The organism is Streptomyces sp. NPDC088254 (assembly GCF_044740925.1).
Lineage (GTDB): Bacteria > Actinomycetota > Actinomycetes > Streptomycetales > Streptomycetaceae > Streptomyces.
In genome coordinates this window covers 106,271-122,645 of record NZ_JBIURQ010000008.1, presented here as the reverse complement: position 1 = coordinate 122,645, position 16,375 = coordinate 106,271, and the positions used below count along the sequence as shown (strand labels likewise).

14 protein-coding genes are annotated in these 16,375 nt (G+C 70.4%); 12 read left to right on the top strand and 2 right to left on the bottom strand.

Annotated features, from left to right (window positions below; translation table 11 throughout):
- The first annotated feature begins 27 nt into the window (after positions 1-27).
- The 6 genes from ruvB to ACIOC0_RS23485 all read left to right on the top strand — a co-directional run bounded on the left by ruvB (position 28) and on the right by ACIOC0_RS23485 (position 8,170).
- Positions 28-1,098 carry a Holliday junction branch migration DNA helicase RuvB gene (gene ruvB, locus ACIOC0_RS23510; RefSeq protein ID WP_402157306.1) on the top strand — a complete coding sequence of 357 codons (1,071 nt, stop codon included), beginning with the start codon at positions 28-30 and terminating at the stop codon, positions 1,096-1,098.
- Positions 1,099-1,319: 221 nt separating this feature from the next.
- Positions 1,320-1,838, top strand: a complete 519-nt coding sequence (gene yajC, locus ACIOC0_RS23505; RefSeq protein WP_351097277.1) for a preprotein translocase subunit YajC — start codon at positions 1,320-1,322, stop codon at positions 1,836-1,838.
- 136 nt (positions 1,839-1,974) lie between these two features.
- The gene (gene secD, locus ACIOC0_RS23500; RefSeq protein ID WP_402157305.1) at positions 1,975-3,771 is read left to right on the top strand and encodes a protein translocase subunit SecD; all 1,797 of its coding nucleotides are present in this window, start codon (positions 1,975-1,977) and stop codon (positions 3,769-3,771) included.
- A 3-nt stretch (positions 3,772-3,774) separates the two neighbouring features.
- Positions 3,775-4,887: a protein translocase subunit SecF gene (gene secF / locus ACIOC0_RS23495; RefSeq protein ID WP_402157303.1), complete on the top strand. Its 1,113-nt coding sequence runs from the start codon at positions 3,775-3,777 to the stop codon at positions 4,885-4,887.
- Complete coding sequence (locus tag ACIOC0_RS23490) at positions 4,884-5,423, top strand: adenine phosphoribosyltransferase (protein ID WP_402157301.1); 540 nt, start codon at positions 4,884-4,886, stop codon at positions 5,421-5,423. Before secF ends, ACIOC0_RS23490 begins: the two co-directional genes overlap by 4 nt.
- 209 nt (positions 5,424-5,632) lie before the next feature.
- Entirely contained in the window at positions 5,633-8,170 is a 2,538-nt protein-coding gene (locus ACIOC0_RS23485; protein ID WP_402157299.1) for a RelA/SpoT family protein, read from the top strand.
- A 60-nt stretch (positions 8,171-8,230) separates the two neighbouring features.
- Here ACIOC0_RS23485 and ACIOC0_RS23480 read toward each other — a convergent pair whose 3' ends face one another.
- Entirely contained in the window at positions 8,231-9,460 is a 1,230-nt protein-coding gene (locus tag ACIOC0_RS23480; protein ID WP_402157298.1) for a DUF349 domain-containing protein, read from the bottom strand.
- Positions 9,461-9,603: 143 nt separating this feature from the next.
- Positions 9,604-10,419, bottom strand: coding sequence for a peptidylprolyl isomerase (locus tag ACIOC0_RS23475; protein ID WP_402157296.1), 816 nt, complete (start codon positions 10,417-10,419; stop codon positions 9,604-9,606).
- A gap of 180 nt (positions 10,420-10,599) precedes the next feature.
- On the opposite strand from ACIOC0_RS23475, the gene ACIOC0_RS23470 reads away from it, so the two are divergent.
- The 6 genes from ACIOC0_RS23470 (at position 10,600) to ACIOC0_RS23445 (ending at position 16,364) form a co-directional block, all read left to right on the top strand.
- Positions 10,600-11,310 (top strand): MBL fold metallo-hydrolase, encoded by a 711-nt coding sequence (locus ACIOC0_RS23470; protein WP_402157294.1) that lies wholly within the window; start codon positions 10,600-10,602, stop codon positions 11,308-11,310.
- An 11-nt stretch (positions 11,311-11,321) separates the two neighbouring features.
- Positions 11,322-12,584, top strand: coding sequence for a histidine--tRNA ligase (gene hisS, locus ACIOC0_RS23465; RefSeq protein WP_402157293.1), 1,263 nt, complete (start codon positions 11,322-11,324; stop codon positions 12,582-12,584).
- A 182-nt stretch (positions 12,585-12,766) separates the two neighbouring features.
- Entirely contained in the window at positions 12,767-13,426 is a 660-nt protein-coding gene (locus ACIOC0_RS23460) for a vitamin K epoxide reductase family protein (protein WP_402157292.1), read from the top strand.
- 43 nt (positions 13,427-13,469) lie between these two features.
- Positions 13,470-14,825, top strand: coding sequence for a replication-associated recombination protein A (locus ACIOC0_RS23455; protein ID WP_402157291.1), 1,356 nt, complete (start codon positions 13,470-13,472; stop codon positions 14,823-14,825).
- 277 nt (positions 14,826-15,102) lie between these two features.
- Entirely contained in the window at positions 15,103-15,717 is a 615-nt protein-coding gene (rpsD, locus tag ACIOC0_RS23450) for a 30S ribosomal protein S4 (RefSeq protein WP_015661793.1), read from the top strand.
- Positions 15,718-15,923: 206 nt separating this feature from the next.
- Positions 15,924-16,364, top strand: a complete 441-nt coding sequence (locus tag ACIOC0_RS23445) for a DUF948 domain-containing protein (RefSeq protein ID WP_130444501.1) — start codon at positions 15,924-15,926, stop codon at positions 16,362-16,364.
- Positions 16,365-16,375: the final 11 nt, after the last annotated feature.

The following is a 16,375-nucleotide window of genomic DNA, read 5'->3' as shown; positions in this document are numbered from 1 at the left end:
CGACCCCACCACCCTGAGGCACACCACATGAACTGGGACGACACGACCGACACCTCCGCCTCCGAGCGGCTGGTGGGATCTGTCGCCGACCGTGAGGACCAGGCCGTCGAGGCCGCGCTGCGCCCCAAGGATCTGGGCGAGTTCATCGGCCAGGAGAAGGTCCGCGAACAGCTCGACCTCGTCCTGCGCGCCGCACGCGCGCGCGGCGCGACCGCCGACCACGTCCTGCTCTCCGGCGCCCCCGGCCTCGGCAAGACCACCCTCTCCATGATCATCGCCGCCGAGATGGGCGCCCCCATCCGCATCACCAGCGGCCCCGCCATCCAGCACGCCGGCGACCTCGCCGCGATCCTCTCCTCGCTCCAGGAAGGAGAGGTCCTCTTCCTCGACGAGATCCACCGCATGTCCCGGCCCGCCGAGGAGATGCTCTACATGGCCATGGAGGACTTCCGCGTCGACGTCATCGTCGGCAAGGGCCCCGGCGCCACGGCCATCCCGCTGGAACTGCCTCCCTTCACCCTCGTCGGCGCCACCACACGCGCGGGTCTCCTCCCCCCGCCGCTGCGCGACCGCTTCGGCTTCACCGCTCACATGGAGTTCTACGAACCGGCCGAACTCCAGCGCGTCGTCCACCGCTCGGCGAACCTCCTCGACGTGGAGATCGACACCGACGGCGCCGCCGAGATCTCCGGCCGCTCCCGGGGCACGCCCCGCATCGCCAACCGCCTGCTGCGCCGCGTCCGCGACTACGCGCAGGTCAAAGCCGACGGTGTCATCAACCGTGAGATCGCCGCCGCGGCCCTCGCCGTCTACGAGGTGGACGCCCGCGGCCTCGACCGCCTCGACCGCGCGGTCCTCGAAGCCCTGCTCAAGCTGTTCGGCGGCGGCCCGGTCGGCCTGTCCACGCTCGCCGTGGCGGTGGGCGAGGAGCGCGAGACCGTCGAAGAGGTCGCCGAACCCTTCCTGGTCCGGGAGGGCCTGCTCGCCCGCACCCCGCGCGGCCGCGTCGCCACGCCCGCAGCCTGGACCCACCTCGGCCTCACCCCGCCCCGCCCCGCCGGCACGGGTAACGGGCAGCAGGACCTGTTCGGGGGATGAGGGCGCCCGTGGCGAGACCTGTCCGGGCGGCGGCGACGCACGCGGGCGCCGGCGATCGGCCAGGACATTGGCCGGGTCAGGAACCCAAGTGCCATGCTGAGCGTTGTTCCTTGCGCGCGGACTCGCTTAGACTCCGCCGATGCCGCCGTTGCCGGCAGCACGCATACCCCCCAACCATCAGGCCGCTCAGCACCGCGGTCGTGTGAAGGAAGTACCGACCCGTGAGTCTCGTGACCATCCTTCCGTTCATCGTGCTCATCGGGGCCATGTTCCTGATGACCCGGTCGGCGAAGAAGAAGCAGCAGCAGGCCGTGGACATGCGCAACGCCATGCAGCCCGGCAGCGGTGTCCGCACCATCGGGGGGTTGTACGGAACGGTGAAGGAGGTCGACGAGGACACCGTCCTCCTCGACGCCGGCCCGGGAGTGGAGCTGCTCTTCGCGAAGAACGCGATCGGCGCCGTCCTGACCGACGACGAGTACAACCGCATCGTCCACGGCATCGAGCACGACCTGAAGTCCGACTCCGACGTCGTCCCCGCCGACGCCTCCTCCCTCTCCGACACCGACGGCTCCGCCGACGCTGCCGCCGCCTCCGACGACAAGCCCGTCGACTTCGGCAAGAAGGACGAGACGTCCGGGACCGAGGAGCCGGCCGCCGAGGCCGACGCCGACGCGACACCGAAGCAGGCCGACGAAGAGCCGAAGAAGACCGACGGCGACTCCGACGCGAAGAAGTAGCCACGTCCCCGGGGCGCGCGGGCAGGACCCGCGCGTCCCGGGTGCGCGCATCTCGCACATAGGGGATCCCGACACCATGTCATGGCCGCCGCCGCGCTGACCCGGCGCGAGACGGCCCGAGAGGGAGTACGAGAAGGTGGCAGCACCTAAGAAGGGCCGGAGCGCGAATGCCCAGAGCAAGCCGGGGCGCTCGCTGGCCCTGATCCTGATCGCCATCGTGGCGCTCACCGGGGGGATGTTCCTCTCCGGGCACACGAAGCCGAGGCTGGGCATCGACCTGGCCGGCGGCACCAGCATCACGCTGGCGGCGAAGGCCGACCAGGGGTCCGCGATCAACAAGGCCAACATGGACACCGCGGTCGAGATCATGAACCGTCGTGTCAACGGCCTGGGCGTCACCGAGGCGGAGGTGCAGACCCAGGGCGACAGCAACATCATCGTGAACATCCCCAAGGGCACCGACTCCGAGGAAGCCCGGGAGCAGGTCGGCACCACCGCCAAGCTGTACTTCCGCCCGGTCCTGGCCGCCGAGCCCACCGGCCCGGCCGCCGGCGGCTCGCCCAGCCCGTCCGCGAGCGGTTCCGCCGGCGCTTCGCCGAGCCCTTCCGCGAGCGGTTCCGCCGGCGCCTCCGGGGGCGAGAAGGCCTCCTCTCCCGCGTCGCCGTCGGCCTCGTCGGGTGCCTCCTCCTCCGCGAGCCCGCAGGGCCGCGCCCTCACCGACGGCCTGAAGGCCGACGCCACGCCGTCCGCCTCCGCCAAGGCGAGCACCGGCGCCTCCGCCAGCCCCTCCGCCCCCGCGAGCGCCGCCACCGGTGACGCGGCGGCGCAGGCGCAGTACGCGAAACTCGACTGCTCAAAGCCGGACGCCCGCGCCAAGGCCGGCGACAACGCCAAGCCCGACGCCGCCGCCGTGGGCTGCGGCGAGATCAAGGGCGTCTGGTACAAGTACCTGCTCGGCCCGGCCGCCGTGGACGGCACCGAGGTCAAGAAGGCCCAGGCCGTCTACGACACCCAGACCGCCGCCGGCTGGCAGGTCACCATGGAGTTCAACTCCAAGGGCGCGAAGAAGTTCGCCGACATCACCGGCACGCTGGCGCAGAACCAGGACCCGCAGAACCAGTTCGGCATCGTCCTGGACGGCGAGGTCGTCTCCAGCCCGTTCGTGAGCTCCTCCATCACCGGCGGCCAGGCCCAGATCTCCGGCAGCTTCAGCCAGGACGAGGCCCAGAGCCTCGCCAACATGCTGTCCTACGGCGCCCTCCCGCTCTCCTTCCAGGAGCAGAGCGTGACCACGGTGACCGCGGCGCTCGGCGGCGACCAGCTGCACGCAGGTCTCCTCGCCGGTGCCATCGGCCTCGCCCTCGTGGTGATCTACCTGGTGCTCTACTACCGCGGGCTGTCCGTGATCGCGATCGCGTCGCTGCTGGTCTCCGCGGCCCTGACCTACGTCCTGATGTCGCTGCTCGGCCCGGCCATCGGCTTCGCGCTGAACCTGCCGGCCGTCTGCGGCGCCATCGTCGCCATCGGCATCACCGCGGACTCCTTCATCGTCTACTTCGAACGGATCCGGGACGAGATCCGCGAGGGCCGCTCGCTGCGCCCCGCGGTCGAGCGGGCCTGGCCGCGCGCCCGGCGCACCATCCTGGTCTCCGACTTCGTGTCGTTCCTCGCCGCCGCCGTGCTGTTCGTCGTCACCGTCGGCAAGGTCCAGGGCTTCGCGTTCACGCTGGGTCTGACCACCGTGCTCGACGTCGTCGTGGTGTTCTTCTTCACCAAGCCGCTCATGACGCTGGCCGCGCGCCGCAAGTTCTTCGCGGGCGGCCACAAGTGGTCCGGCCTCGACCCGAAGAGCCTGGGTGCCCAGCCGCCGCTGCGCCGCACCCGCCGTCCCGCCGGTCCCGCAGCCGGCCCCGTCGAGACGAAGGAGGCCTGAGCGATGTCGAAACTCGGCAACCTCGGCGCCCGACTGCACCGTGGCGAGGTCAGCTACGACTTCATCGGCCACCGCAAGCTCTGGTACGGCATCTCGATCCTGATCACCATCACGGCCATCGTCGGCCTGGCGGTGCGCGGCCTGAACATGGGCATCGACTTCCAGGGCGGCGCCGTCTTCACCACGGCGAAGAACATCTCGGTCTCCGTCTCCGAGGCGGAGCGCGCCGCCGAGGAGGCGGCCGGCCACGAGGCGGTCGTGCAGAAGCTCGGTGACGGCTCGCTGCGCATCCAGATCGCCGGCATGGACACCAAGGAGTCCGACAAGGTCAAGAAGGCCCTCGCCGAGGACTTCGACGTCGACTCCGAGGCCATCGCCGCCGATCTGGTCGGCCCCAGCTGGGGCGACCAGATCGCCGCCAAGGCCTGGCAGGGCCTGGCGATCTTCATGGTGCTGGTCGTGATCTACCTGGCGATCGCGTTCGAGTGGCGCATGGCCATCGCCGCGCTCGTCGCCCTGATCCACGACATCACCATCACCGTCGGCATCTACGCCCTTGTCGGCTTCGAGGTCACCCCGGGCACCGTGATCGGTCTGCTGACCATCCTCGGTTACTCGCTGTACGACACGGTCGTCGTCTTCGACTCCCTCAAGGAGCAGACGAAGGACCTCACGAAGCAGACCCGCTTCACCTACAGCGAGGTCGCCAACCGGTCGATCAACGGCACCCTGGTCCGCTCCATCAACACCACGGTGGTCGCCCTGCTGCCGGTGGCCGGCCTGCTGTTCATCGGCGGCGGCTTCCTCGGCGCGGGCACGCTCAACGACATCTCGCTGTCGCTGTTCGTCGGCCTCGCGGCCGGCGCCTACTCGTCGATCTTCATCGCCACGCCGCTCGTCGCCGACCTCAAGGAGCGCGAGCCGCAGCTGAAGGCCCTGAAGAAGCGGGTCCTGGCCAAGCGTGCCCAGGCGTCCGCCGGCGAGGAGTTCACCCAGTCCCACGACGGTGAGGCGCACGGCGCCGAGCCGGAGGACGCGGCCGCCGTCGTCGGTCCGCGTTCCCAGCCCGCGTCCCGCAGCCGGGGCCGCGGCCGACCCTCGGGGAAGCGCCGATGACCGACGTGAAGGAACTCCTGCTCAGCCGCATCCGGGACGTGGCCGACTACCCCGAGCCGGGCGTGATGTTCAAGGACATCACCCCGCTGCTCGCGGACCCGGCGGCGTTCACCGCGCTCACCGACGCGTTCGCCGAGATCGCCGTGCGCACCCGCGCCACGAAGATCGTCGGCCTGGAGGCCCGGGGCTTCATCCTGGGCGCCCCGGTCGCCGTCCGGGCCGGGATCGGCTTCATACCGGTCCGCAAGGCGGGCAAGCTCCCCGGAGCGACCCTCGCCCAGGCCTACGACCTGGAGTACGGCTCGGCGGAGATCGAGATCCACGCCGAGGACCTCACCGCCGACGACCGTGTCCTGATCGTCGACGACGTCCTCGCCACCGGAGGCACCGCCGAGGCGTCGATCCAGCTCATCCACCGAGCGGGCGCCCAGGTGGCCGGTGTCGCCGTCCTGATGGAGCTCGGCTTCCTCGCCGGCCGGCCCCGCCTGGAGCCGGCCCTGGGGGCCGCGCCCCTGGAGGCGCTGCTCACCATCTGAGACAGCGTCCGGGACGCCGTCCGAGGCGAAACACGACGCGAACGCGATACGAACAGGGGGCGGGCGCCGGAGGAATCCGGCGCCCGCCCCTCGTGTTGCACGGGTAGACCGCTCTCACACCGGACTGGAGGCGATCCGGAGGCCCGGCATGGCTACGATGGGTGCTCCGGAGCCTGACCGGGGACCCGGATCGCGCACGAGGAGTCCTCTTGCCAGACGAGGCCCAGCACCTGACCGCCGCCAAGCCCGAGTCCGCCTCGGCGCCCGCGGCCACGCCCGCGTCGCACGCGCACGACGACGCCCGCGGGCCGGTCGAGCACGACCGCTCCGCGCCCGTCGACAAGCCCGCCGGGGAGTCCCGCCCCAAGCCGGCCCCGCCCGAGCGGCCCGAGTCCGCGCCCGTCTCCCGGCAGGCCGCCGCGCAGCCGCCCGCCCGCTCCGGCTCCTCCAACCGCGTCCGCGCCCGCCTCGCCCGGCTCGGCGTCCAGCGCGCCAACCCCTACAACCCGGTCCTGGAACCGCTGCTGCGGATCGTCCGCAGCAACGACCCGAAGATCGAGACGGCCACGCTCCGCCAGATCGAGAAGGCCTACCAGGTCGCCGAGCGCTGGCACCGCGGCCAGAAGCGCAAGAGCGGCGACCCCTACATCACCCACCCCCTCGCGGTGACCACCATCCTCGCCGAACTCGGCATGGACCCGGCCACCCTCATGGCGGGCCTCCTCCACGACACCGTGGAGGACACCGAGTACGGCCTGGACCAGCTGCGCCGCGACTTCGGCGACACCGTCGCCCTCCTCGTCGACGGCGTCACCAAACTGGACAAGGTCAAGTTCGGTGAGGCCGCGCAGGCGGAGACCGTGCGCAAGATGGTCGTCGCCATGGCCAAGGACCCCCGCGTCCTGGTCATCAAGCTCGCCGACCGCCTGCACAACATGCGCACCATGCGCTACCTCAAGCGCGAGAAGCAGGAGAAGAAGGCGCGCGAGACCCTGGAGATCTACGCGCCGCTCGCCCACCGCCTGGGCATGAACACCATCAAGTGGGAACTGGAGGACCTCGCCTTCGCGATCCTCTACCCCAAGATGTACGACGAGATCGTCCGCCTCGTCGCCGAACGCGCCCCCAAGCGCGACGAGTACCTGGCCATAGTGACCGACGAGGTCCAGGCCGACCTGCGCGCCGCCCGCATCAAGGCCACCGTCACCGGCCGCCCCAAGCACTACTACAGCGTCTACCAGAAGATGATCGTCCGCGGCCGCGACTTCGCGGAGATCTACGACCTAGTGGGCATCCGCGTCCTCGTGGACACCGTCCGCGACTGCTACGCGGCCCTCGGCACCGTGCACGCGCGATGGAACCCGGTCCCCGGCCGGTTCAAGGACTACATCGCGATGCCCAAGTTCAACATGTACCAGTCGCTGCACACGACGGTCATCGGCCCCAACGGCAAGCCCGTCGAACTGCAGATCCGCACCTTCGACATGCACCGCCGCGCCGAGTACGGCATCGCCGCGCACTGGAAGTACAAGCAGGAAGCCGTCGCCGGCGCCTCCAAGGTGCGCACCGACGCGCCCAAGTCGTCCGGCAAGGGCAAGGACGACCACCTCAACGACATGGCGTGGCTGCGCCAGTTGCTCGACTGGCAGAAGGAGACCGAGGACCCCGGCGAGTTCCTGGAGTCCCTGCGCTTCGACCTGTCCCGCAACGAGGTCTTCGTCTTCACGCCCAAGGGCGACGTCATAGCGCTTCCGGCCGGGGCCACGCCGGTGGACTTCTCCTACGCGGTCCACACAGAGGTGGGCCACCGCACGATAGGGGCCCGGGTCAACGGGCGTCTGGTGCCCCTGGAGTCGACCCTCGACAACGGCGACCTGGTGGAGGTCTTCACCTCCAAGGCGGCCGGCGCCGGACCGTCCCGGGACTGGCTGAACTTCGTCAAGTCGCCGCGGGCCCGCAACAAGATCCGGGCCTGGTTCTCCAAGGAGCGCCGCGACGAGGCGATCGAGCAGGGCAAGGACGCCATCGTCCGCGCGATGCGCAAGCAGAACCTGCCGATCCAGCGCATCCTCACCGGCGACTCGCTGGTGACGCTCGCGCACGAGATGCGGTACTCGGACATCTCCGCGCTGTACGCGGCGATCGGCGAAGGCCACGTCTCCGCGCAGAACATCGTGCAGAAGCTGGTGCAGGCCCTCGGCGGCGAGGAGGCGGCCACCGAGGAGATCGACGAGGCGGTCCCGCCGTCGCGCACCCGCAGCCGCAAGCGGCGCAGCAACAACGACCCCGGCGTCGTGGTCAAGGGCGTCGATGACGTGTGGGTCAAGCTCGCCCGCTGCTGTACGCCCGTCCCGGGCGACCCGATCATCGGGTTCGTCACGCGCGGCAGTGGAGTATCGGTTCACCGCAGCGACTGCGTCAACGTGGAGTCACTGTCCCGCGAGCCCGAACGCATCCTCGACGTGGAGTGGGCGCCGACGCAGTCCTCGGTCTTCCTGGTCGCCATCCAGGTCGAGGCCCTCGACCGCTCCCGGCTCCTGTCGGACGTCACCCGCGTCCTGTCCGACCAGCACGTCAACATCCTCTCCGCCGCCGTCCAGACCTCCCGCGACCGGGTCGCCACCTCCCGCTTCACCTTCGAGATGGGCGACCCCAAGCACCTGGGACACGTCCTGAAGGCCGTACGCGGCGTCGAGGGCGTCTACGACGTCTACCGGGTCACCTCGGCCCGCCGGCCGTCCGACTAGCCCGCAGAGCGCGCGAAGAGGCCCCCGCACCTCGGGTGCGGGGGCCTCTTCGCGCGCGTGTCAGCCGCCGAACTCCTGCAGGCCCTTCAGCGCCTGGTCCAGCAGCGCCTGGCGGCCCTCCAGCTCGCGCTCCAGCTTCTCCGCCTTCGCGGAGTTGCCCTGGGCGCGCGCCTGCTCGATCTGGCCCTTCAGCTTGTCGACGGCGGCCTGGAGCTGACCGGTCAGACCCGCGGCACGCGCACGCGCCTCCGGGTTCGTCCGACGCCACTCGGCCTCCTCGGCCTCCTGGATCGCCCGCTCCACCGCGTGCATCCGGCCCTCGACCTTCGGCCGGGCGTCACGCGGCACATGGCCGATGGCCTCCCACCGCTCGTTGACCGAACGGAACGCGGCCCGCGCCGCCTTCAGATCCGTCACCGGGAGGATCTTCTCGGCCTCACCGGCCAGCTCCTCCTTCAGCTTCAGGTTCTCCGACTGCTCGGCGTCCCGCTCCGCGAAGACCGAGCTGCGGGCGGCGAAGAACACGTCCTGGGCGCCGCGGAAGCGGTTCCACAGGTCGTCCTCGTGCTCGCGCTGGGCGCGGCCCGCCGCCTTCCACTCCGCCATCAGCTCGCGGTAACGCGCCGCCGTCGGACCCCAGTCCGTCGAACCGGACAGCGCCTCGGCCTCGGAGACCAGCCGCTCCTTGGTCCGGCGGGCCTCCTCGCGCTGCGCGTCCAGCTGCGCGAAGTGGGCCTTGCGCCGCTTGGAGAACGCCGAGCGGGCGTGCGAGAACCGGTGCCACAGCTCGTCGTCCGACTTGCGGTCGAGCCTCGGCAGGCCCTTCCAGGTGTCCACCAGGGCCCGCAGCCGCTCACCGGCCGCCCGCCACTGGTCGGACTGCGCCAGCTGCTCCGCCTCCGCGACCAGGTCCTCCTTGGCCTTGCGGGCCTCGTCGGACTGCTTGGCGCGCTGCTGCTTGCGCTCCTCACGGCGCGCCTCCACCGTCGCCACGAGCTTGTCCAGCCGCGTCCGCAGCGCGTCCAGGTCGCCGACCGCGTGATGCGCGTCGACCTGCTCGCGGATGTGGTCGATGGCGACCTGGGCGTCCTTCGCCGACAGGTCGGTGGTCCGGACTCGCTTCTCGAGGAGGCCGATCTCGACAACCAGGCCCTCGTACTTGCGCTCGAAGTAGGCAAGCGCCTCCTCGGGGGAGCCCGCCTGCCAGGAACCGACGACCTGCTCGCCGTCGGCCGTACGCACGTACACGGTCCCCGTCTCGTCGACGCGGCCCCACGGGTCGCTGCTCACAGCGCCTCCTCCACATGATGCCGACGAGGGGCTTTCGAGCCCCCGGGCATCGTCCACAGTTTCGTCACGGCCAACATAGGCGACCGGCGGGCCGCCTGTCCGCATCCAGCGCCACCGAAATTGCCCGGTCGGCCGCCTTGACGTCAGGACTTCGAGACCGTCGCCTTGTCGATCACGACCGTCGCGTTCGGGGCGCCGTCACCGGCTCCCGTGTTCTCACCCGCGGCGGCGATCTTCTTCAGCACCGCCATGCCCGATTCGGACACCGTACCGAACGGTGTGTAGCTGGGCGGCAGCGGACTGTCCTGGTAGACGAGGAAGAACTGGCTGCCGCCCGTGTGGGGCTGCGAGGTGTTCGCCATGGCGACCGTGCCCGCCGGGTAGACGTTGCCCTTCAGGCTCGCGTCCTTGAGGTTCTCGTCCGGGATGGTGTAGCCCGGACCGCCGCTGCCGCTGCCCGTCGGATCGCCGCACTGCAGCACGTAGATCCCCTCGGCGGTCAGCCGGTGGCACTTGGTGTGGTCGAAGTATCCCTTGGAGGCCAGGAAGTCGAAGGAGTTCACGGTGTGCGGGGCCGCCGACGCCTTCAGCGCGATGTCTATCGCGCCGCAGGTCGTGTCCAGCTTCATCGTGTACTTGGCCGACTTGTCGATGGTGACCGCCGGCTCCTTCTTCCAGGTCTCCTTCTTGACGGAGCCCGCGGCCGGCTTCGCGCACGGGTCGGCGGCCTTGCTGGGCGAGGGGGCCGGGCTGGCCTCGGAGCTCGCCTTCGCCTTGTCGTCGTCCTTGAGGGCGCCCGTGGTGTAGAGCGTCAGGCTGCCCACCACGATCACGCCGAGCACGGACGCGATCACCGAGTTGCGCACACGCGCCTTGCGCCGCGCGGCCGTGCGGCGCTGCTGCTGCCGCAAGAACTTCTCCCGGGCGAGCTGCCGCTTGCGCTGTTCCTGGGTGACCACCGGGTTCTCTCCTCATGCGTCTCGTGCAACGACGGGTACGCGTGCGTCTGATGAGCCGTCCGCCTGCGTGTGCCCCGTACCGTATATGGGTTCGCTGAGGAAACGGCAGCGCCGGTAGGCTCTGACGACGGGCGCAGTCGCTCGCAAGCCCACCCGTACCGATACAAACGAAGGACGATCGTGCTCATTGCCGGGTTCCCCGCCGGGGCCTGGGGGACGAACTGTTATCTCGTCGCCCCCGCCGCCGGTGAGGAGTGCGTGATCATCGACCCGGGCCATCAGGCGGCCCCCGGAGTCGAGGAAGCGATCAGAAAGCATCGGCTCAAGCCCGTCGCCGTCGTCCTCACCCACGGCCACATCGACCATGTGGCCTCGGTCGTCCCCGTGTGCGGCGCGCACGACGTGCCCGCCTGGATCCACCCCGAGGACCGGTTCATGATGAGCGACCCCGAGAAGGCGCTCGGGCGGTCCATCGGAATGCCGCTGATGGGCGAGCTGACGGTCGGGGAGCCGGACGACGTCCGGGAGCTGTCCGACGGCGCGAAGCTGGAGCTGGCGGGCCTGGAGCTGTCCGTCGCGCACGCGCCGGGGCATACCAAGGGGTCGGTGACCTTCCGGATGCCCGAGACCGCGGACATCCCGTCCGTGTTCTTCTCGGGCGACCTGCTGTTCGCCGGCTCCATCGGACGCACCGACCTGCCCGGCGGCGACATGGCCGAGATGCTCGACTCGCTGGCACGCGTGTGCCTGCCGCTCGACGACTCGACCGTGGTGCTGTCCGGCCACGGCCCCCAGACGACCATCGGCCAGGAGCGCGCCGCCAACCCGTATCTGCGGCAGGTGGCGGCCGACGGCCAGGGAGCACCCCGGGCTCCCCGACGAGGAATGTGACGAGACCTTCCGTGAGTACCTTTCAGGCCCCCAAGGGCACGTACGACCTTCTGCCGCCCGACTCCGCCCAGTACCTCGCCGTCCGTGAGGCGATCGCCGCGCCGCTGCGCAACTCCGGCTACGGCTACATCGAGACGCCCGGCTTCGAGAACGTGGAACTCTTCGCGCGCGGTGTAGGCGAGTCCACCGACATCGTGACCAAGGAGATGTACGCCTTCGAGACCAAGGGCGGCGACCAGCTCGCCCTGCGCCCCGAGGGCACCGCCTCCGTGCTGCGCGCCGCGCTGGAGGCCAACCTCCACAAGGCGGGCAACCTCCCCGTCAAGCTCTGGTACTCCGGCTCGTACTACCGCTACGAGCGCCCGCAGAAGGGGCGTTACCGCCACTTCTCCCAGGTCGGCGCCGAGGCGATCGGCGCGGAGGACCCCGCCCTGGACGCCGAGTTGATCATCCTGGCCGACCAGGCCTACCGCTCGCTGGGGCTGCGCGACTTCCGCATCCTGCTCAACAGCCTGGGCGACAAGGAGTGCCGGCCGGTGTACCGGGCCGCGCTCCAGGACTTCCTGCGCGGACTGGACCTCGACGAGGACACGCTGCGCCGGGCCGACATCAACCCGCTGCGCGTCCTCGACGACAAGCGCGAGTCGGTGCAGAAGCAGCTCGGGGACGCCCCGCTGCTTCGCGACTACCTGTGCGACGCGTGCAAGGCCTACCACGAGGAGGTCCGCGAGCTGATCACCGCGGCGGGCGTCTCCTTCGAGGACGACCCCAAGCTGGTCCGCGGCCTGGACTACTACACCCGTACGACCTTCGAGTTCGTCCACGACGGCCTGGGCTCCCAGTCCGCGGTGGGCGGCGGCGGCCGCTACGACGGGCTGTCGGAGATGATCGGCGGCCCCGCGCTGCCGTCCGTGGGCTGGGCGCTCGGCGTCGACCGCACGGTCCTCGCCCTGGAGGCGGAGGGCGTCAAGCTCGAACTCCCCGCGTCCACCAGCGTGTTCGCGGTGCCGCTCGGGGAGGAGGCCCGCCGGGTGCTGTTCGCCAAGGTCACCGAACTGCGCAAGCTCGGTGTCGCCGCCGACTTCTCCTACGGCGCGAAGGGGCTCAAGGGGGCGATGAAGAACGCCAACCGGAGCGGGGCGCGGTACGCGATCGTCGCCGGTGAGCGGGATCTCGCCGAGGGCGTCGTGCAGTTGAAGGACATGGAGTCCGGGGAGCAGACGGCGGTCGGCGTGAACGAGATCGTGGCCGAGCTGGAGTCGAGGCTGGGCTGAGAGGCGGGCGCGCGGGGGAGTCCTCGCCTCCGCGCGCCCCTTCCACGTCAACTCGGCGGGCGCGAATTCGTCCCGTCGGACGATCCCTCTTTATGTCCACCGAACGGTGGACTCACGCCCCGGTGCGGCACAATGAGCCCTGTCAGAGGAACGTCCAACTCTCAAGTGACGGAATCGGCGTGATGAGCAAGACGACAGTGAAAGCCGTGGACACCGAACCCGAGCCGGAGCGCGACGAGGCGACCGCGCCGGGCACGGCCGGCGGCAGCCGCGCGTTCGCCCTGCTGCTGATGATCACCGGCGCGGCCGGTCTGCTCGCCGCTTGGGTCATCACGATCGACAAGTTCAAGCTGCTCGAGGCGAAGGTCGCCGGCAAGTCGTACACGCCGGGCTGCAGCCTGAACCCCGTGGTCTCCTGCGGCAGCGTCATGGAGAGCAAGCAGGCCGCCGTCTTCGGCTTCCCCAACCCGATGCTCGGCCTCGTCGCCTACGGCATCGTCGTCTGCGTCGGCATCAGCCTGCTCGGCCGGGCCCGCTTCCCCCGCTGGTACTGGCTGACCTTCAACGCGGGCACCCTGTTCGGCGTCTCCTTCTGCGCCTGGCTGATGTTCCAGTCGCTGTACCGGATCAACGCGCTGTGCCTGTGGTGCTCGCTGGCCTGGGTCGCGACGATCATCATGTTCTGGTACGTGACCTCGTTCAACATCCGCAACGACTTCCTCCCGGCCCCGCGCTGGCTGAAGAGCTTCTTCGGCGAGTTCACCTGGGTCCTGCCGGTACTGCACATCGGCATCATCGGCATGCTGGTCCTCACCCGCTGGTGGGACTTCTGGACCAGCTGACCGTCCCGGAGGGATTGTCAGTGCGGTGTTTTAGGGTTTCAGCGTGGAGCCCGACCTGTTCACCGCCGCAGCAGAAGACCGCCAGGAGAAGGAGCCCGCCGGCAGCCCCCTGGCGGTGCGGATGCGTCCGCGCACCCTCGACGAGGTCGTGGGCCAGCAGCACCTGCTCAAACCCGGCTCACCCCTGCGCCGCCTCGTCGGCGAGGGCGCGGGCGGCCCCGCCGGACCCTCCTCGGTGATCCTCTGGGGCCCGCCGGGCACCGGCAAGACCACCTTGGCGTACGTCGTCTCCAAGGCCACCGACAAGCGCTTCGTCGAGCTCTCCGCGATCACCGCCGGCGTCAAGGAGGTCCGCGCGGTCATCGACGGCGCCCGCCGCGCCACCGGGGCCTACGGCAAGGAGACCGTCCTCTTCCTCGACGAGATCCACCGCTTCAGCAAGGCCCAGCAGGACTCCCTGCTGCCCGCGGTCGAGAACCGCTGGGTGACGCTCATCGCGGCGACCACCGAGAACCCGTACTTCTCGGTCATCTCCCCCCTGCTCTCCCGCTCACTGCTGCTCACCCTGGAACCCCTCACCGACGACGACGTGCGCGGTCTGCTGCGGCGCGCCCTCACCGACGAACGCGGCCTCGGGGGCGCCGTCACCCTCCCCGAGGACACCGAGGAGCACCTGCTGCGGATCGCCGGCGGCGACGCCCGGCGCGCCCTCACCGCTCTGGAAGCGGCGGCCGGGGCCGCCCTCGACAAGGGCGAGACAGGGATCGCCCTCGCCACGCTGGAGGAGACGGTCGACCGGGCCGCGGTGAAGTACGACCGCGCCGGCGACCAGCACTACGACGTCGCCAGTGCCCTCATCAAGGCCATCCGCGGCTCCGACGTCGACGCCGCCCTGCACTACCTCGCCCGCATGATCGAGGCCGGCGAGGACCCCCGGTTCATCGCCCGCCGCCTGATGATCTCCGCCAGCGAGGACATCGGCCTCGCCGACCCGAACGCCCTGCCCATCGCCGTGGCCGCCGCCCAGGCCGTCGCCCTGATCGGCTTCCCCGAGGCCGCGCTCACCCTCAGCCACGCCACCATCGCGCTCGCCCTGGCCCCCAAGTCGAACTCCGCGACCACCGCGATCGGCGCCGCCCTGGACGACGTACGCAAGGGCCTGGCCGGTCCCGTGCCGCCGCATCTGCGGGACGGGCACTACAAGGGCGCCGCCAAACTGGGGCACGCCCAGGGCTACGTCTACCCGCACGACCTGCCCGAGGGGATCGCCGCGCAGCAGTACGCGCCGGAGGAGATCAAGGACCGCGAGTACTACACGCCGACCCGGCACGGCTCGGAGGCCCGGTACGCGGACGCCGTGGAGTGGACCAGGAAGCACCTCGGTCGGAAGCGGTCCTGAGCACCCTGTAAACTCTCCCGAAGTGCTGTGTCCCGTGCTGTCAGAACGGGACGGCCGGCCGGAACCCCAGCGGGTTCCAGGAGCGTCGCGCACCGTTCGAATGGTGTCGCGGGCAGCCCACCACCTTCACGGTAGGTGGGCCACTCGCGTGCTGCACGTATGTGCCCAGACCAGGGAGCGGCTGCCCATCGCGTCCACCAGGGCGCGAAGGGTTTCCCCGGCTGCGGATGCGACCTCCCTCAACCCTGACGAGCCGAACACTGAGAAATGAGAGATCGTGGCGAACCAGTCCCGCCCCAAGGTCAAGAAGTCGCGTGCGCTCGGCATCGCGCTGACCCCGAAGGCCGTCAAGTACTTCGAGGCCCGTCCCTACCCGCCGGGTGAGCACGGCCGCGGCCGCAAGCAGAACTCGGACTACAAGGTCCGTCTGCTCGAGAAGCAGCGTCTGCGCGCGCAGTACGACGTGTCCGAGCGCCAGCTCGTCCGCGCCTACGAGCGTGCCTCCAAGGTCCAGGGCAAGACCGGTGAGGCCCTGATCATCGAGCTGGAGCGTCGTCTCGACGCCCTGGTCCTGCGTTCGGGCATCGCCCGCACGATCTACCAGGCCCGCCAGATGGTCGTGCACGGCCACATCGAGGTCAACGGCCAGAAGGTCGACAAGCCCTCGTTCCGCGTCCGTCCCGACGACGTCGTGATGGTCCGCGAGCGCAGCCGCGAGAAGACCCTCTTCTCCATCGCCCGTGAGGGCGGCTTCGCCCCCGAGGGTGAGACCCCGCGCTACCTCCAGGTGAACCTCAAGGCCCTGGCGTTCCGCCTGGACCGCGAGCCGAACCGCAAGGAGATCCCGGTCATCTGCGACGAGCAGCTCGTCGTCGAGTACTACGCCCGCTGATCACCAGCCGGCCGTAGGACCTCCGCGCCCTGGCCCGTCGTCTCCCTGCCCCTCGGGGCGGGCGAGGCGGCGGGCCTTCGCGCACCCCCCCTCACGGGCAGACCGCGTGGGCCCCTTATCCAGTACGGAACGGCGGCGTCGGCGCGATAGGCTCGGAACCCTGATCGATGTCGTTGATTGTCGCCGAGAGCGGAAGCAGGTGCGCGGTGTCCGGTGGAGAGGTGGCCGGGATCCTGGTGGCCGTGTTCTGGGCGATTCTGGTCTCCTTCCTGGCGCTCGCGCTGGCGAGGCTGGCCCAGACGCTCAGGGCTACCACCAAACTGGTCGCCGACGTGACCGACCAGGCCGTCCCGCTGCTCGCGGAGGCCTCCTCGGCGGTGCGCTCCGCGCAGACCCAGATCGACCGGGTCGACGCGATCGCCTCCGACGTCCAGGAAGTCACGTCGAACGCCCACGCCCTGTCCACCACGGTCGCCTCCACCTTCGGCGGCCCCCTGGTGAAGGTCGCCGCCTTCGGCTACGGCGTGCGCCGTGCACTCGGCGGCCGCAAGGACGACGTGCCCGCCAAGGAGTCCCGCCGGACCGTGATCGTGGGCCGGACCGTCCCGGCGTCGCGGCGCGGCCGGTGGAACCTCCGTGGAAAGTAGGGACTGAGACC

Excerpts from the sequence above, each read along its gene's own strand:
- ruvB (WP_402157306.1), top strand. The coding sequence starts at position 28 with ATGAACTGGGACGACACGACCGACACCTCCGCCTCCGAGCGGCTGGTG.
- secF (WP_402157303.1), top strand. The coding sequence starts at position 3,775 with ATGTCGAAACTCGGCAACCTCGGCGCCCGACTGCACCGTGGCGAGGTC.
- ACIOC0_RS23490 (WP_402157301.1), top strand. The coding sequence starts at position 4,884 with ATGACCGACGTGAAGGAACTCCTGCTCAGCCGCATCCGGGACGTGGCC.
- ACIOC0_RS23460 (WP_402157292.1), top strand. The coding sequence starts at position 12,767 with ATGAGCAAGACGACAGTGAAAGCCGTGGACACCGAACCCGAGCCGGAG.